We start from the raw sequence: 17,091 nt of genomic DNA on the forward strand, positions 1-17,091 counted from the left end.
CTTCCCCCCTATACTAGACATGGATTTCCTCAAAAAAAGAGGTGCGGAGTTTGAATCCGCACCAGCTTGGAATTTAGCCTGATATTTTTGCAATTTTCCCTTGTTCAATATACACAAGTAGAATTGAAATATCAGCTGGATTGACGCCGGATATACGAGATGCTTGGGCAATGGATAAAGGACGCACTTGGTTCAAATTAGCTTTGGCTTCCTTTGCAATTCCTGATATTGCATCATAGTCGATATTTTCCGGTATTTTCTTGTTTTCCATTTTCTTCAATCTCTCGACTTGCTGCATCGATTTTTGGATATAACCTTCATACTTGATGAAGATTTCCACTTGCTCCGCCACTTCTTCAGAGAGTTGTTCCTCTGACGGAGTGATGCGGATGATGTCATTGTATTTCATCTCTGGACGTTTCAAGAGGTCTGCTGCTTTGATGGACTCCCGAAGTTCCGTTCCGCCTGCCGCCCGGATGATTTCTTGGATTTCTTCGTTCGGTTTAATGGAAATCTTGCGAAGCCGTTCGATTTCTTCTTCGATTTGTTGCTTTTTCACAAGGAACTTCTTATGCCGTTCTTCGCTGATCAATCCAAGTTCATAGCCGATTTCCGTCAAACGCATGTCGGCATTGTCATGGCGGAGAAGAAGACGATATTCGGCACGGGATGTTAGGAGTCGATAGGGCTCGCTTGTCCCTTTTGTAACGAGGTCATCGATCAAGACACCGATATACGCATCCGAACGTGCAAGGACGCGCTCCTCTTTGCCAAGCACCCGGCAAGCTGCGTTTATGCCCGCCATCAGTCCTTGTGCTGCCGCCTCTTCATACCCGGACGTGCCGTTAATCTGACCGGCTGTGTACAGGTTTCGGATCCGTTTTGTTTCCAACGTCGGCCATAATTGAGTTGCGACGACTGAATCGTACTCGATGGCATATCCCGCGCGCATCATTTCCGCCTTTTCAAGTCCCGGCACACTTTCGATCAATCTGCGCTGCACATGCTCCGGCAAACTGGTCGATAAACCTTGGACATATATTTCGTTCGTATTCCGCCCTTCCGGCTCCAAGAAAATCTGGTGGCGGGATTTATCCGCGAAGCGTACGATTTTATCTTCGATCGATGGGCAGTAGCTCGGCCCTTTCCCTTTGATCATTCCCGAATACATCGGGGATAAATGAAGGTTTTCATTGATGATCTGATGGGTGGTCGGGGAAGTGTAAGTCAGCCAGCAAGGGAGCTGGTCCATGATGAATTCTGTTGTTTCATAACTGAAAGCCCTTGGTACATCATCGCCCGGTTGGATTTCCGTTTTACTGTAATCAATCGTTTTGCTATTGATGCGCGGCGGCGTTCCGGTTTTGAACCGGACCATTTCAAATCCAAGTTCCCGGATATTGTCCGCCAAGCTGATCGAAGGCATTTGGTTGTTCGGGCCGCTCGAATATTTCAAGTCCCCGATGATAATTTCCCCACGGAGGAAAGTCCCGGTTGTTATAATGACCGTTTTTGCTCGGTAGATTGCCCCGATTTGAGTGATGACGCCTTTCACTTCATCCTCTTCGACAATCAATTCTTCAACGACGCCTTGCCGCAAAGTCAAATTCTCTTGCGATTCCATAATACGTTTCATCTCTTGTTGATACAGCACTTTGTCCGCTTGCGCACGGAGGGCCCGTACGGCTGGGCCTTTCCCTGTATTCAACATCCTCATTTGGATATGTGTTTTGTCAATCACTTTCCCCATGGCACCGCCGAGTGCATCGATTTCCCGCACGACGATTCCCTTCGCAGGACCGCCCAGTGACGGGTTACATGGCATGAAAGCGATCATATCTAAGTTCATAGTCAACACTAATGTCGATGCACCCATCTTTGCTGCAGACAATGCCGCTTCTGCGCCGGCATGGCCAGCTCCGATGACAATACAATCGAACGTGCCCGCTTCAAATTTCGGCATGTTCGTTCATCCTTCCTAATTTATAGAATAATGTCCTTCGACATTCCATTTATTTTCCAAGGCAAAATTGCGAGAACAATTGATTGATCAAACTGTCTTGAACGGTATCCCCGATTATCTCCCCGAGGATTTCCCATGTCCGGGTGACGTCGATTTGAATCATATCGACCGGTACCCCTGCTTCTGCCGCATGGAGGGCATCCTGTATCGTGGCACGTGCCTGATGCAGCAAGGCGATATGCCGAGCATTGGAAACATACGTCATATCTCCCGCTTCGATGGTCCCTTCAAAGAACAAACCGGCAATCGCTTCTTCCAGTTCATCGACGCCTTCTTCCTTCAACAGGGAAGTGGTAACGATTTTTCCGGTTCCGGCGAGTTCCTGCACCCGTTCCATATTGATTTTTTGCGGCAGATCGGTTTTATTGATGACGACGATCGTATCCATTCCGGCCACCGCTTCGAAAAGCCGCTCGTCTTCCTCCGTCAGGTCCTCGGAACTATTCAGTACGAGGAGGATCAAATCGGCTTCCTTCAACACTTGTCTCGATCGCTCGACCCCGATCCGTTCAACGATATCCTCTGTCTCCCGGATTCCCGCCGTGTCGACGAGACGGAGTGGGACGCCGCGAACATTGACGTACTCCTCAATAATATCACGGGTTGTCCCTGCTATGTCGGTGACAATCGCTTTGTTTTCCTGGACGATGCTGTTCAATAAAGAAGATTTCCCGACGTTCGGCCTTCCGATGATGACAGTGGAAAGCCCTTCCCGCAAGATTTTCCCTTGGGAGGAAGTTCGCAACAGCTTATCGATTTCGTCCCGCACCCAAGTACTTTTTTCAATCATAAGCGGGACCGTCATTTCTTCCACATCGTCGTACTCCGGGTAGTCGATATTGACTTCCACTTGGGCTAGTGTTTCGAGCAGCGCCTGTCGCAAATCCCCGATCAGTCTGGATAATTTTCCTTCCATCTGGTTCAGCGCGACATTCATGGCCCGGTCTGTTTTGGCACGGATCAAGTCCATGACCGCTTCCGCTTGGGAAAGGTCGACCCGGCCATTCAAAAAGGCGCGTTTCGTGAATTCACCCGGTTCCGCCAGTCGGGCCCCTTCCTTCAACACCAATTTCAAGACACGATTGACCGCGACAAGGCCTCCGTGGCAATTGATCTCGACTACGTCTTCTCTCGTGAAGGTCTTCGGCGCTTTCATCAATGAAATCATGACCTCTTCCACGATTTCCCCCGTAGCCGGCTCCGCCAAGTGGCCGTAATGGATCGTATGGGATGGTTCGTTCATCAGTTGCTTCCCTGATGGCGAACGGAATATTTTATTTGCAATATGGATAGCTTCGTCCCCACTTAGCCGGACGATGGCGATTGCCCCTTCCCCCATTGGAGTCGAAATGGCAGCTATTGTATCAAAATGCACGCTCTTCATCCTTCCTGGCCAGTTACTCACATGTGGATAACATCGTTAGATTCAACTATCTAACATAATATAGTATCACAAATCGATCATTTCTCATAGCGTCCAAGCGCAAAAAAATGTGGATAAGTGACAACATAATATGCTGTCATGTTATCCACATTTTGAACTACCACCCTTACAGTTTGACAAAACGGCCGATTTCCTATTGTAACCTAATAAAAAGAGGGCTATCCAGAGAATCAGCATTCACTGATTCTGGTTAGCCCCCGGTTAGTATATTATTTGATCGGTTCGATGATGAGATAACGGTGCGGATCTGCCCCTTCCGAATAGGTCTCAATGTCAAGCCGGTTCGAGAGGGCATGATGGATCACTTTACGTTCATGAGAAGGCATCGGTTCGAGTTGCACTTTCCGCCCGTTGCGTACAGCTTTGTCAGCCATCCGTTCAGCAAGTTGCTGCAAAGATTGCTCCCGGCGTTCCCGGTAATTTCCGATGTCGATGCGGACTACTTTGAACTGATCGGATGTTTTATTGGCGACCAATTGGGCCAGTTGCTGCAAGGCGTTCAAGGTTTGGCCACGTTTCCCGATCAACACGGCCGCCTTCTTGCTGTCTAGTTGGAATGTGACGTATTTGCCGTTGGTCTCATGATTCACCTGCAAGTCGTCGATTTTCATTCCTTTGGCAACCGATCGTAAATAGGCTTCGGTTGTTTCGACTGCCGATTGATCGTCCACAATCGGTTCCTCTTCCAAAGGCTCTTCTACCATAATCTGCGTAGAATCAGGCTCCGCTGCTTCCACTTCTTCCTGTTTCGGTTGTGATTCGTCGATGACTGGTTGATCTGGGACGGAAGGTTCATTCACTTCATTCACGGTAACGGTCACTACAGCCTCTTTGGCACCGAAACCGAGAAATCCTTTTTTCCCTTCCTCGATGACTTCGATTTCCACTTCATCACGTGATACGTTAAGTGCTTGTAATGCTGCCGAGATCGCCAATTCCACAGTGGCTCCCCTTCGCGTCAGACTTGTCATTTCCGCTTCCCTCCCGCTTTAACAGGTTTTTTACCTTGCTTTTTCACAGGTACATTTACAGGTTCCACTTCTTTTTTCTTGAATGGTTTATAAATGAAGAAATTTTGGATAATGGAGATGATGTTCCCGATTACCCAGTATAATGCCAAAGCTGCTGGCAAGAACGTACCGAAGACCATGATCATGAACGGCATGATGTACATCATCGTTTTCATCTGCGGATTATCAATTGCCGGCCCGGTTCGTAGAACGAGAAACTGCATGAGTCCCGCGAGGATGGCTAACGTAATGCTCGGTGCAGCCAACTCGAACCAGAAAAAGTTGCCGAGATTGATTTCCGGAGTAGCGTTCATCCGGCTGATTGCATGGTAGAATCCGATCAAAATCGGCATTTGAATGAGAATCGGCAAGCAACCCGCAGCCGGATTGATCTTCCGCTCTGTCATGACCTTTTGCATTTCTTCACGGTATTTCTGTTGAGTGACCGCGTCTTTTGACGCATACTTCTCTTTCAATGCCTTCAATTCCGGCTGGATTTCCTGCATCCTTTTGGAGCTTTGCGTCTGTTTGATCATCAAAGGCAACAGGATGAGCCGGATGACGATCGTCACTGCAATGATTCCCAGACCGTATGTCCCAAGCAGGTCTTTGAATGTGACAATGAGAGAGACGAGAGGCCAGACGATAAAACGGTTCCAAAACCCTTCGCTCTCTGCATAAATCGGCTGATTGAATTCCGAACAGCCCGCAAGGAACACCGACACGGCGGTCAGTAAGAGGAGCAATGTCAGTTTCTTTTTCAAATTATTTCCCCCAAATCATTCTGCTCTAGCGATTCACTTCCTGAAGCCGCCCGGAAGACTGACTTGTCCACCTGACCGGACAGAAAGATCTTATCCCCAGTCTAACATTTTCATATGTGTCATTCTACTTATTATTCCTTAAGACCCGTGCGATTCGCAAAACATGTTGCAAACTTTTTTTCGTCTCATGAAAATCAAGACTGGCCGCCTGATGTCTGGCGATGATGATATAATCCATGTCATTACGCACTTCATCGCGCAATTCCAGGAACGTTTGCCGAATATAACGTTTGACGCGATTCCGCGTTACGGCATTCCCGATTTTTTTTCCGACGGACAGGCCGATCCGGAACTCATTTTGCGCTTCCTTCCTATAGGAATAGACGACAAATTGCCGATTGGCGAATGACTTGCCCTTTTTAAACACTTGCTGGAATTCTTCATTTTTTTTGATCCGCTGGCGTTTATTCAACCTTTGCACCTGCCTTGCTTCCTCATAGGTTACTTTTCGAACGGGCAGTTCCCTTGATGGATTCCACTCAAGAAACTACCTTTTCATCTATCTTGGACAAGAAAAAAGACCACTGATGTCAGTGGCCTTATGCTGAAAGCACTTTTCTTCCTTTGCGGCGACGTGCTGCGATTACTCTACGTCCGCTTTTCGTGCTCATTCTCGCACGGAAGCCGTGAACTTTACTACGTTTACGTTTATTTGGTTGAAATGTACGTTTCATCTATAGACACCTCCTGGATAATTGCCTGTTCCTGTGTGACAGTCTTGAATAGTATATCCGTCATCCCGACGATAGTCAACTTTTTTTTTGCTAATTCACGGACGGATCCTGGTTGGCGGAAGAGTTATGATTGTTTTTCTGGACGCTTGGGAACGAGTTATCAGCGGTTCCATGGAATTATCGTCGCTTGGCGTAAAGTATCGGCGGTTCCCGAGAAGTATCAGCGTTTGAAGTAAGTTATCGGCGGTTCCCGAGATATATCAGCACCTAACACAAAATATCAGCAGTCCCCGGGAGTTGTCGATCCACCTTCGAAATACCAGCCCACTACATCACACTGCCCCCATTCATATTCTGCAATGAACTACCACGTAATTTTCACCGGTCCTCGAAATCTTTATCCATTTCTCCAAATTCCGCGTCCATTCTTTTTTCTTTTCCCTCTGCGAAATGTTATCAACAGCCCCGAGAGTTTTTCGGAGGATGGATCTGTGAATTGTTTTCTTGTCCTATTTTTTTATTCACATCGTTTATCTACAGGTTTTTCACATACCAAGCCCTGTGGATAAAGGTTTCATCCACATGAAAGGATCGTGTGGATAAGTCGTTTAACTCCTTGTATTGCTTGTCGTTTCCTGTTACAATGTAATGGATTTTGTTGTTAACACATTTTGATACATTTTCAGTTATCCACAATTGTTGATAGGTTGTGGATAATTTTTTCAACATATTTTGATGATTGTTATCCACAAGCCTGGAAATTGTGTATAATACATATCTTCGGCTTTTTTATTATTTGCAAAGGAGGCGCAGGCTTGGAACATTTTGAGGAACTATGGAATGAGGTTTTGGCGAAAGTCGAGAAGAAAATTTCAAGACCCAGCTTTGAAACATGGTTGAAATCGACAAAATTGATGTCCTACGGTGATGAGATTGTCACAATAGCAGCCCCCAATGCCTTTGCTCAGGATTGGTTAGAAAATAACTACGTGCACCTGATCACGGGCATTCTTTCCGAATTGACCGGTGAAGACCGGATCATTCAATTTTATGTACCGGAAGATATGGAATCGAATGAATTTGCGATGCCCAAACCATCCGTGAAACCGCCGGTGGAAAAAGGGCCGTCGATGTCATCCCCTGCCATGTTGAATATGAAATATACCTTTGACACTTTCGTGATCGGATCAGGAAACCGATTCGCCCATGCTGCGTCGCTCGCTGTCGCCGAGGCGCCTGCCAAGGCCTACAACCCGCTCTTCATCTATGGAGGAGTCGGGCTCGGCAAGACCCATTTGATGCATGCAATCGGCCACTACGTCCTGGAGCAGAATCCTTCAGCCAAGGTTGTCTATCTATCATCCGAGAAGTTTACGAATGAATTCATCAACTCCATACGGGATAACAAAGCTGTCGAATTCCGCAATCAATATCGGAATGTGGATGTCCTTTTGATAGACGATATTCAATTCCTTGCCGGAAAAGAACAAACGCAAGAGGAATTTTTCCATACATTCAATACACTTCACGAGGAATCTAAGCAAATTGTCATCTCCAGCGACCGTCCGCCCAAAGAGATTCCGACGCTGGAAGACCGACTTCGATCGCGTTTCGAATGGGGATTGATCACGGACATCGCCCCGCCTGATCTGGAAACACGGATTGCCATCCTGCGGAAAAAAGCGAAAGCGGATGGGCTTATTGATATCCCGAATGAAGTGATGTTATACATCGCCAACCAGATCGATTCGAATATACGGGAGCTGGAAGGCGCCCTTATCCGTGTCGTGGCGTATTCTTCGCTCGTAAATACGGATATTAATATCGATCTGGCAGCTGAAGCTTTGAAAGACATCATCCCGAATACTAGACCGCGCGCTGTGACAATCTTGGATATCCAAAAATCCGTCGGGGAACATTTCAATGTCCGCCTGGAAGATTTCACTGCCAAGAAGAGAACCCGTTCCATCGCTTTCCCCCGACAGATTGCGATGTTTTTATCGCGCGAACTAACGGACGCCTCATTGCCTAAAATCGGCTCTGAATTCGGGGGCCGCGACCATTCCACCGTAATTCATGCCCATGAAAAAATTTCAAAAATGTTGAAGGACGATGAAGCGCTGCAGCAAGATCTACAAGAAATCAAAAACGCGCTCGGCCGTGGCTGAGGGCTGTGAATAACTTGGGATAACGGATACCGCTTCGTAAACAGGTTATGCACATGTGGAAAACCTTTGAATTTCTATGTTAAATGCACATATCCACATATCCACACGCCCTACTACTATTACTATTACTTTATTTAATTAATAAATATATAAGCGAGGTAGAACATGAAATTTGAAATCATGCGTAATCGACTGCTCGATGGAATTGGGGATGTAATGAAAGCGATCAGCCAAAAAGTAGCCACTCCGATTTTGACGGGAATAAAAATCGAAGTGACGGAAAATGGCATTACGATGACCGGAAGTGATTCGGATATAACGATTTGCACGTTTATTCCTGCCGAGGAAGATGGGGAGCAGATCATACGGGTCATTGAAAAAGGTTCGATTGTCATGCAAGCGAAGATGTTCAGCGAAATTGTACGGAAATTGCCGACCAATGATGTGACGATTGAAGTTGTCAATGGACTTCAGGTACATATTCGTTCCGGCAAATCGGAGTTCCATCTGATCGGTTCCGATGCGGAGGATTACCCGATCCTTCCTGAAATGCGGGATGAATATCGCTTTGCATTTCCGGCTGATTTGATGAAGTCCATTATTCGGGAAACAGTATTTGCTGTATCCCAGCATGAGACGAGACCTATTTTGACAGGGGTCCATTGGTTATCGAAGGATGGGAATCTGGAATGTGTAGCGACGGACAGTCACCGATTGGCCCGGCGGATCACCTCTCCAGAAGGTTTGTCCGACGTGCCGTTCAGTGTCGTCATTCCAGGGAAAAGCCTTCAGGAGCTGAGCAAGATTTTGCCTGATAATGCGGAACTTGTGGATATCGTCATTGCGGATCACCAAGTATTGTTCAAAACGCGTAATGTGTTGTTTTATTCCCGGCTTTTGGAGGGGAATTACCCGGATACATCCCGGCTGATCCCGTCGGAATACCAGACTTCTGTGAAAGTGAACGGGAAACTGCTATTGCAGGCGATCGATCGGGCTTCTTTGCTTGCACGTGAAGAACGGAATAATATCGTCCGTTTCGTAGCTGACGAAGGAAAAGCAATTGAAGTCTCTTCCAATTCCCCTGAAGTAGGTAAAGTAGAGGAACTGATCGAAGCGCTTGACGTTTCGGGGGAAGACCTGAAAATTTCATTCAGCGCCAAATACATGATGGATGCGCTGAAGGCGATCGACGGGCAAGATGTCGTCCTCCATTTCACGGGAGCGATGCGCCCGTTCATTTTGAAGTCGGTTGATGACGATTCGATCCTTCAACTGATCCTGCCTGTCAGAACCTACTAAAGCTTGGGCATTCAGATGCTCGTTGAATAAACATAGAGACATTGCATCATTGTTTTAGGATAGTCATTCAAAATGGCTATCCTTTTTACTTACCGCGAAAACTCCTGTAAAATAAGGATAAACATTAATTGTGAAGGGTTGAGAGTCGATGGAATTATTGAAAATCGATGCTGAATTTGTAACGCTTGGCCAATTGCTGAAAATGACCAATGCAATCAGTTCAGGCGGCATGGCCAAATGGTTCCTGGAAGAGAACATTGTCTATGTGAATGGCGAGGAAGAACGCCGTCGCGGCAAAAAACTCCGGCATGGCGATATCGTCAATGTACCAGGCATCGGTAAATTTAAAATAGATGGATTGCCCGCTGGACAAACGGATGTACATTGAACGACTGGAACTGACCGACTACCGGAACTACGCTTCTCTCGATTTATCTTTTTCTCCTCAAATTAATGTGCTGATCGGCGAAAACGCGCAAGGCAAGACAAATATCATGGAGGCGGTCTATGTTTTGTCGATGGCAAAATCCCATCGAACTTCAAATGATCGTGAATTGATACGCTGGGACCAAGAACATGGTAAAATAAAAGGGGACATCCAACGGAAATACGGTAAGGTGCCGTTGGAGTTGACCATTTCGAAAAAAGGGAAAAAGGCGCGTGTGAACCATTTGGAACAAAATCGCCTCAGCCTTTATATCGGTCAACTGAACGTTGTCATGTTCGCGCCGGAAGACTTGAATCTTGTAAAAGGCAGTCCGCAAGTGCGAAGGAGATTTTTGGACATGGAAATCGGCCAGATTTCTCCGGTTTACTTACATGACCTTCTGACATTTCAAAAAGTCTTGAAGCAACGGAATGCGATTCTGAAAGACAATCGAGGAAGGCTGGACTTCTCCGATGTCATGTTTGATATTTATACAGAGCAGTATATTCAAGTAGCTGTACAAATTATTCGCAAACGGTTCTACTTCATGGATCTCTTGCAGAAATGGGCGGAACCCATCCACCGGGGAATTTCCCGGGGAATGGAGACGCTTGAAGTTTCATATGGGACTTTAAAAGAGCTTGAATCCGGGCAGACTGTGGAGCAAATGGAAGATATACTCGCGAAGCGTTTGCGTGAAGTGAGGAGGCGGGAATTGGAACGCGGCATGACGCTTGTCGGTCCGCATCGGGACGATCTCCATTTCTTTGTCAACGGCTACGACATCCAGACGTATGGCTCGCAGGGGCAGCAGCGGACGACTGCACTGTCCCTTAAACTCGCGGAAATCGAGCTGGTAAAACAGGAGATCGGCGAAGCGCCGGTTCTCCTGCTCGATGATGTATTATCCGAATTGGATGATTATCGGCAATCCCATCTATTGAACACGATCCAAGGGCAAGTGCAAACCTTTGTCACTACGACGAATATTGCCGGAATTGACCATGATACTATCCGGCAAGCCGAAATTTTTGAAGTGTCGGCAGGCAAAGCAACAAAGATCACATAATGATCGATTTATTGATATATATAGTTTTTTGTCCGGAAATGATTTTGATCAATGTTCGGGGAAGGAAAGGTGAACAGTTTGGCAATGGAAGAAAAAGACATGCAGGTGGCCTATGATGCGAATCAAATCCAAGTCCTGGAGGGGCTGGAGGCTGTCCGCAAGCGACCGGGCATGTACATCGGAACAACAAGTTCCAAAGGTCTTCATCATCTCGTGTGGGAAATTGTGGACAATAGTATTGACGAAGCACTTGCCGGCTACTGTGACCATATTGAAGTGACCATCGAGAAGGATGATTGGATCCGGATCGATGATAATGGGCGCGGAATCCCGGTTGGTATCCAAGAATCGACGGGTCGGCCTGCAGTTGAAGTCATCATGACGGTCCTGCACGCCGGAGGGAAATTCGGCGGAGGCGGTTATAAGGTCTCTGGCGGGCTCCACGGCGTCGGGGCATCTGTCGTCAACGCGCTTTCCGAGAAGACGGAAGTCTATGTGAGACTAGATGGAAAAGTTCATGCTATTGAATTTGAACGTGGAAATTTGACAAAGGAACTGACTGTAATCGGTGAAACGGATGAAACCGGGACGCGGATTCGCTTCAAAGCCGATCCGGAAATTTTCACAGAAACGACTGTCTATGAATATGACATTTTAGCGAATCGTCTTCGTGAGCTTGCCTATTTGAACCGCGGTCTTCGCATTACGATCACCGATGAGCGCGGCGTGGAAATCCGCTCGGATGTTTTCCACTACGAAGGCGGCATTAAATCATATGTCGAGCATTTGAATAAAAATAAAGAACCGATTCACGAGGAACCGATTTTCATCGAGGGCGAAAAGGATGGGATTTCAGTCGAAATCGCCATGCAGTATAACGCAGGATATGCGGAAAATCTGTTTTCATTCGCCAATAATATCAACACGTATGAAGGCGGGACGCATGAATCCGGATTCAAAACGGCATTGACCCGTGTCATTAATGATTTTGCACGTAAAAGTGGCATGCTGAAAGAAGCAGATCCCAATTTGTCGGGGGATGATGTGCGGGAAGGATTGACCGCCATTATTTCCATCAAGCATCCGAATCCGCAATTCGAGGGACAGACAAAGACGAAACTAGGGAACTCTGAAGTGAGCACGATTACCAACTCCCTGTTCTCAGAAGGATTCCAACGTTTCTTGCTGGAGAACCCGAATGTCTCGCGTAAAATCGTCGATAAAAGCTTGATGGCGGCACGTGCACGGCTGGCGGCGAAGAATGCACGGGAGCTCACAAGAAGGAAATCCGCACTTGAAGTGTCCAGCCTGCCTGGGAAGCTGGCGGATTGCTCCTCACGGGACCCGTCTATCAGTGAGTTGTATATCGTTGAAGGAGATTCGGCGGGAGGCTCCGCAAAAAGCGGACGGGACCGCCATTTCCAAGCCATCCTCCCCCTTCGCGGTAAAATATTGAACGTCGAGAAGGCCCGTTTGGACCGGATTTTAGGCAATGCCGAAATTCGCATGATGATCACTGCACTTGGCACGGGGATCGGAGAAGAGTTCGCACTGGAGAAGGCCCGTTATCACAAAATCATCATCATGACGGATGCCGATGTGGACGGAGCGCATATCCGTACCTTGCTGCTGACGTTCTTCTTCCGATTCATGCGGCCGCTCATCGAGGCGGGGTACGTCTATATCGCACAACCTCCTCTGTACCGCGTGAAATCAGGAAAAAACGAAGAATATTGCTATAATGAAGAGGAACTGCAAGAAATCATCAACCGCTTGCCGGCGTCTCCGAAACCCGTCATTACCCGCTACAAGGGGCTCGGGGAAATGGACGCAGAGCAACTTTGGGATACGACGATGGATCCGGAGCAACGTACATTGCTCCAAGTCCAGCTGGAGGATGCGTTGGATGCAGATGCCACATTTGAGCAACTGATGGGTGATGAAGTCGAACCCCGACGCAGATTCATCGAAGATAATGCACTGTATGTGAAAAATTTAGATACGTAATACATGGTAGATGAGAAGGTAAGGCCGTAATACAGTACGGCCTGCTTTTTCCGTTTAGACGACTTCTGAAAGGAGCTTAACAATATGGCAGATATGCCGAAACGTGGTGTCCAAGGCATCAATATCAGTTCCGAAATGAGAACCTCATTCCTCGATTACGCAATGAGCGTCATCGTTTCCCGGGCGCTCCCCGATGTCAGGGATGGGTTGAAGCCGGTACATCGCCGTATTCTCTATGCGATGCAGGATCTGGGGAACACGGCGGACAAACCACATAAAAAGTCAGCGCGTATTGTCGGCGACGTCATCGGGAAATATCATCCGCATGGCGACAGCGCTGTGTACGATACGATGGTCCGGATGGCGCAGGATTTCAACTATCGCTATATGCTTGTCGACGGCCACGGGAACTTTGGATCCGTAGATGGGGACTCGGCAGCGGCGATGCGGTACACGGAGTCCCGTATGTCCCGCATTGCAATGGAATTATTGCGTGATATCAATAAAGACACGATCGATTACCAAGATAACTATGATGGACAGGAAAGAGAACCGATTGTCCTGCCAAGCCGATTTCCGAACTTGCTCGTCAACGGGACTTCCGGGATTGCAGTCGGAATGGCGACCAATATCCCTCCACACCATTTAGGGGAAACGATTGACGCGGTTTTGGCATTGGCCGACAACTCTGCCATTACGACGGAAGAGCTGATGGAAATCGTACCCGGACCTGACTTCCCGACAGGCGGAATCATCATGGGACGAAGCGGGATCCGCAGAGCCTATGAAACAGGCAGAGGTTCCTTAGTGATCCGCGGGAAAGTAGAGATTGAGCAACATGCGAATGGCAAGGAGACGATTATCGTCACCGAACTCCCTTATCAGGTGAACAAGGCCCGTTTGGTCGAGAAGATTGCGGAGCTGGTCCGCGAGAAGAAAATCGACGGCATCACACACTTGGCGGATGAATCCGACCGGACAGGCATGCGGATTGTTATCGAGGTCCGACGGGATGCAAACGCCAATGTACTATTGAACAATTTATATAAACAGACAGCCCTCCAGTCGAGCTTCGGGATCAATATGCTGGCACTCGTGGACGGCGTTCCGAAAGTGCTTGCATTGAAAGAGATCCTCCATCATTATTTGGAGCATCAAAAAGTCGTCATCCGGAGACGGACGCAATACGACTTGAACAAGGCGGAAGACCGGGCGCATATTTTGGAAGGTCTGCGAATTGCGCTTGATCATATCGATGAGATCATTGCGCTGATCCGGGGATCTAAAACGACGGATGAAGCGAGAAGCGGTTTGATGGAACGTTTCCACTTGAGCGAGCGCCAGGCGCAAGCCATCTTGGACATGCGACTGCAACGGTTGACAGGCTTGGAACGGGATAAGATTGAGGACGAATATCAGGAACTTCAGTTGTTGATTGCTGAGCTTCGCGCCATTTTGGCGGATGAAGAGAAACTGGTCCAGATCATCCGGGAAGAATTATTGGAAGTGAAGGAACGTTTTTCAGACAAACGTCGGACGGAAATCACTTCCGGCGGTGCCGAAATGCTCGAAGATGAAGATCTGATTCCTGTCGAGAACTCTGTTTTGACGCTTACGCATAACGGGTATATTAAACGGTTGCCGGCCAGCACATATCGAAGTCAACGCCGGGGCGGACGCGGTATTCAAGGAATGGGCACGAACGACGATGACTTTGTGGAGCATCTCCTGAATACGTCGACGCATGATACGATTCTGTTCTTTACAAGCCGGGGACGCGTCTTCAAGACGAAAGGCTACCAAGTACCCGAGTTCAGCCGGACTGCGAAAGGTTTGCCGATTATTAACCTGTTAGGCGTGGACAAGGATGAGAAAGTGACAGCGATGATTGCGGTGCCAGAATTCGATGCTGATAAATATCTGTTCTTTGCAACTCGTAATGGAATCGTAAAGAGAACACCGGTAGCCGACTTCGCCAATATCCGCTCCAACGGACTCATTGCTCTTACATTGCGCGGCGAGGATGAACTGATCGGCGTGAAAATGACCAATAGCAAGGATAATATCGTCATTGGAACGAGAGAAGGCATGCTCATCAAGTTCAATGAAGAGGATGTCCGCTCCATGGGCCGTCTTGCAGGAGGGGTCATCGGAATCCGTCTGCGTGAAGGGGATTATGCAGTCGGCATGGATACAGTCCATGAAGGCGATGAAATTCTGGTCGTCACGGAAAAAGGATTCGGTAAACGGACACCGGAAGATGAATACCGGATTCAGACCCGTGGCGGATATGGACTGAAAACATTGCATGTCACCGATCGGAATGGCCTGCTCGTGGCGATGAAGACGGTTGACGGTACGGAAGACTTGATGCTGATCACGATCCATGGGATTTTGATTCGGATGGACATCCATGACATCTCGATCATCGGCCGTAGTACGCAAGGTGTACGGCTGATTCGGTTGGGGGAAGATGAACTGGTAGCCACTGTAGCAAAGGTTGAAAAAGAAGTGTTGGAAGAAGAGCATGAAGAAGACCTCATGCCTGAAGATGGAATGAATGACAATGAATGAACTAAAGTTATTGAAACGTCCTGAGTGGGCGTTTCAATAACTTTTTTTATTTAGGGCGATAGATCATTCCCTATCGTCAATGTCCAAAATTTGGAGTATGATTAAGGAAGGATTGAAAGCGGGGGAACGCGATGGTGGAAACTTATACAGATGTTAGTGACCTGCGTCCGGGTTTTATTTTAAGTGAGGATGTATTTGTCAATACGAAGGAGCCCATCGTCCGAAAAGGGACGATGCTTGTATTGGAACATTTTGATATCCTCCGAGCGTTCGGTATACGGAAAGTCAAAGTGGAAGAACGAGTGCAGATCATTAAGGAGGAGAACGTGCCGGCTGAAACCAATTCCTTGAGCCCGGATGACGTGTTGGCGATTATTCCGATGGAAAAGTTGAACTTGCAGGACCGCTATGAATCAGTCGTTCAAAGTTTCCGAAAAGAGTTTCAAGGGTGGCGTGCGGGAATGAAGCCGGATATTGCAAAAGTCCGTACACTTGCTCTTCCACTGGTGGAAACGTTCATTGAACAGAAAAAAATGTTAACTGTCCTGAACGAGTTTTCCAATTCAAAGGATTATCTCTATCATCATTCCATTGCAGTCGGTATCTTGGCAGCCATGATCGGAAAGCAATTGGAGTTTCCGAAAGGACAAGTTTTGCAATTGGGACTTGCCGGAGTTCTGGCGGATTGTGGCATGGCCAAAATCAATCGGTCGATAACGGAAAAGGCTTCCTTTTTGACAAAAGAGGAGTTCAACGAGGTAAAGAAACATACCGTCTACAGTTATCAAATGGTACAAGAGACTCCTTTTCTACGTCCGGAAATGAAAATGGCGATTTTTCAACATCATGAACGACTGGACGGAAGCGGCTATCCAAAAGGGATTAAAATGAACGAAATCTCCATCTTCTCGCAAATACTTGCCGTGGCAGATGTCTTTCATGCGATGACATCGGAACGTGTCTATCGCAAACAGGAATCGCCCTTCAAAGTAATTGAAATGATCAAAGAAGAGGAGTTCGGTAAATTTGATATCAAAGTCGTCCAAGCATTGCATGACCTCGTCGCCAATATCACGATCGGCACGAAAGTCAAATTGACGAATGGCGATGTCGGAGAAGTCATTTTCGTCCACCGCGATGCCCGGCTACGGCCAATGGTGAAGAAAAACGATGATGAATCGATTATCGATCTCACAACCAATCGGCACTTAGCTATCGAAAGGGTGTTGGAGTGAAGAGGAAACAGCTACGGGCATATCAAGCTCGGTAGCTGTTTTATCAAAGAAACAACTTTTTTCAATTTAGGGGTTGCAAAGTAGAAGACATCGGAGTATAGTAGAAAACGTTGCGCTTCACATAAACGCCAACGACGAAAAAAGAAGTTGAAAAAAGTTGTTGACATTATGAACGCAGCTTGATATGATATAAGAGTTGCTGCGAAACACAACGGCAACGAAATGAACCTTGAAAACTGAACAGCAAAACGTCAACAAATAAAGTCCGGAAGCCGACCCCGTCGGTGAAACGGACAAAACGAATCTTCGGATTCAAAATTGACATCTTAAATGA

At 47.4% G+C, this 17,091-nt stretch carries 13 protein-coding genes; 7 read left to right on the plus strand and 6 right to left on the minus strand.

What is annotated here, in order from left to right; genetic code table 11:
- Nucleotides 1–73: 73 nt before the first annotated feature.
- The 6 genes from mnmG to rpmH all read right to left on the minus strand — a co-directional run bounded on the left by mnmG (nt 74) and on the right by rpmH (nt 5,975).
- The gene (gene mnmG, locus OXB_RS05005; protein ID WP_041072389.1) at nt 74–1,963 is read right to left on the minus strand and encodes a tRNA uridine-5-carboxymethylaminomethyl(34) synthesis enzyme MnmG; all 1,890 of its coding nucleotides are present in this window, start codon (nt 1,961–1,963) and stop codon (nt 74–76) included.
- A gap of 49 nt (nt 1,964–2,012) precedes the next feature.
- The gene (gene mnmE, locus OXB_RS05010) at nt 2,013–3,398 is read right to left on the minus strand and encodes a tRNA uridine-5-carboxymethylaminomethyl(34) synthesis GTPase MnmE (protein WP_041072390.1); all 1,386 of its coding nucleotides are present in this window, start codon (nt 3,396–3,398) and stop codon (nt 2,013–2,015) included.
- Nucleotides 3,399–3,676: 278 nt separating this feature from the next.
- Nucleotides 3,677–4,438 carry an RNA-binding cell elongation regulator Jag/EloR gene (gene jag, locus OXB_RS05015; protein ID WP_041072392.1) on the minus strand — a complete coding sequence of 254 codons (762 nt, stop codon included), beginning with the start codon at nt 4,436–4,438 and terminating at the stop codon, nt 3,677–3,679.
- Entirely contained in the window at nt 4,435–5,241 is an 807-nt protein-coding gene (gene yidC, locus OXB_RS05020; protein WP_041072395.1) for a membrane protein insertase YidC, read from the minus strand. The genes jag and yidC overlap by 4 nt, the downstream gene beginning before the upstream one ends.
- Nucleotides 5,242–5,365: 124 nt before the next feature.
- Nucleotides 5,366–5,713, minus strand: a complete 348-nt coding sequence (rnpA, locus tag OXB_RS05025; protein ID WP_041076318.1) for a ribonuclease P protein component — start codon at nt 5,711–5,713, stop codon at nt 5,366–5,368.
- 127 nt (nt 5,714–5,840) lie between these two features.
- Nucleotides 5,841–5,975 (minus strand): 50S ribosomal protein L34, encoded by a 135-nt coding sequence (gene rpmH, locus OXB_RS18360; protein WP_084212392.1) that lies wholly within the window; start codon nt 5,973–5,975, stop codon nt 5,841–5,843.
- Nucleotides 5,976–6,790: 815 nt separating this feature from the next.
- Between rpmH and dnaA the strand changes: the two genes are divergently transcribed.
- The 7 genes from dnaA to OXB_RS05060 all read left to right on the plus strand — a co-directional run bounded on the left by dnaA (nt 6,791) and on the right by OXB_RS05060 (nt 16,757).
- Nucleotides 6,791–8,143: a chromosomal replication initiator protein DnaA gene (dnaA, locus tag OXB_RS05030; RefSeq protein ID WP_041072396.1), complete on the plus strand. Its 1,353-nt coding sequence runs from the start codon at nt 6,791–6,793 to the stop codon at nt 8,141–8,143.
- 165 nt (nt 8,144–8,308) lie between these two features.
- Complete coding sequence (dnaN, locus tag OXB_RS05035; protein WP_041072398.1) at nt 8,309–9,445, plus strand: DNA polymerase III subunit beta; 1,137 nt, start codon at nt 8,309–8,311, stop codon at nt 9,443–9,445.
- Between the two features lie 148 nt (nt 9,446–9,593).
- A complete protein-coding gene (yaaA, locus tag OXB_RS05040) occupies nt 9,594–9,833 on the plus strand; it encodes a S4 domain-containing protein YaaA (RefSeq protein WP_041072400.1) in 240 nt (79 codons plus the stop codon).
- On the plus strand, nt 9,823–10,941 hold the full coding sequence (recF, locus tag OXB_RS05045) for a DNA replication/repair protein RecF (RefSeq protein ID WP_041072402.1): 1,119 nt from the start codon (nt 9,823–9,825) through the stop codon (nt 10,939–10,941). Before yaaA ends, recF begins: the two co-directional genes overlap by 11 nt.
- A gap of 99 nt (nt 10,942–11,040) precedes the next feature.
- Complete coding sequence (gyrB, locus tag OXB_RS05050; RefSeq protein WP_442852896.1) at nt 11,041–12,948, plus strand: DNA topoisomerase (ATP-hydrolyzing) subunit B; 1,908 nt, start codon at nt 11,041–11,043, stop codon at nt 12,946–12,948.
- A gap of 84 nt (nt 12,949–13,032) precedes the next feature.
- Complete coding sequence (gyrA, locus tag OXB_RS05055; protein ID WP_041072404.1) at nt 13,033–15,522, plus strand: DNA gyrase subunit A; 2,490 nt, start codon at nt 13,033–13,035, stop codon at nt 15,520–15,522.
- Between the two features lie 131 nt (nt 15,523–15,653).
- The gene (locus OXB_RS05060) at nt 15,654–16,757 is read left to right on the plus strand and encodes an HD-GYP domain-containing protein (RefSeq protein WP_041072406.1); all 1,104 of its coding nucleotides are present in this window, start codon (nt 15,654–15,656) and stop codon (nt 16,755–16,757) included.
- Nucleotides 16,758–17,091 lie beyond the last annotated feature (334 nt).

Source organism: Bacillus sp. OxB-1, assembly GCF_000829195.1.
In the GTDB taxonomy this organism is placed as follows: domain Bacteria; phylum Bacillota; class Bacilli; order Bacillales_A; family Planococcaceae; genus Sporosarcina.

Excerpts from the sequence above, each read along its gene's own strand:
- mnmG (WP_041072389.1), bottom strand. The coding sequence starts at position 1,963 with ATGCCGAAATTTGAAGCGGGCACGTTCGATTGTATTGTCATCGGAGCT.
- jag (WP_041072392.1), bottom strand. The coding sequence starts at position 4,438 with ATGACAAGTCTGACGCGAAGGGGAGCCACTGTGGAATTGGCGATCTCG.
- rpmH (WP_084212392.1), bottom strand. The coding sequence starts at position 5,975 with ATGAAACGTACATTTCAACCAAATAAACGTAAACGTAGTAAAGTTCAC.
- dnaN (WP_041072398.1), top strand. The coding sequence starts at position 8,309 with ATGAAATTTGAAATCATGCGTAATCGACTGCTCGATGGAATTGGGGAT.
- yaaA (WP_041072400.1), top strand. The coding sequence starts at position 9,594 with ATGGAATTATTGAAAATCGATGCTGAATTTGTAACGCTTGGCCAATTG.
- recF (WP_041072402.1), top strand. The coding sequence starts at position 9,823 with ATGTACATTGAACGACTGGAACTGACCGACTACCGGAACTACGCTTCT.
- gyrB (WP_442852896.1), top strand. The coding sequence starts at position 11,041 with ATGCAGGTGGCCTATGATGCGAATCAAATCCAAGTCCTGGAGGGGCTG.
- gyrA (WP_041072404.1), top strand. The coding sequence starts at position 13,033 with ATGGCAGATATGCCGAAACGTGGTGTCCAAGGCATCAATATCAGTTCC.
- OXB_RS05060 (WP_041072406.1), top strand. The coding sequence starts at position 15,654 with ATGGTGGAAACTTATACAGATGTTAGTGACCTGCGTCCGGGTTTTATT.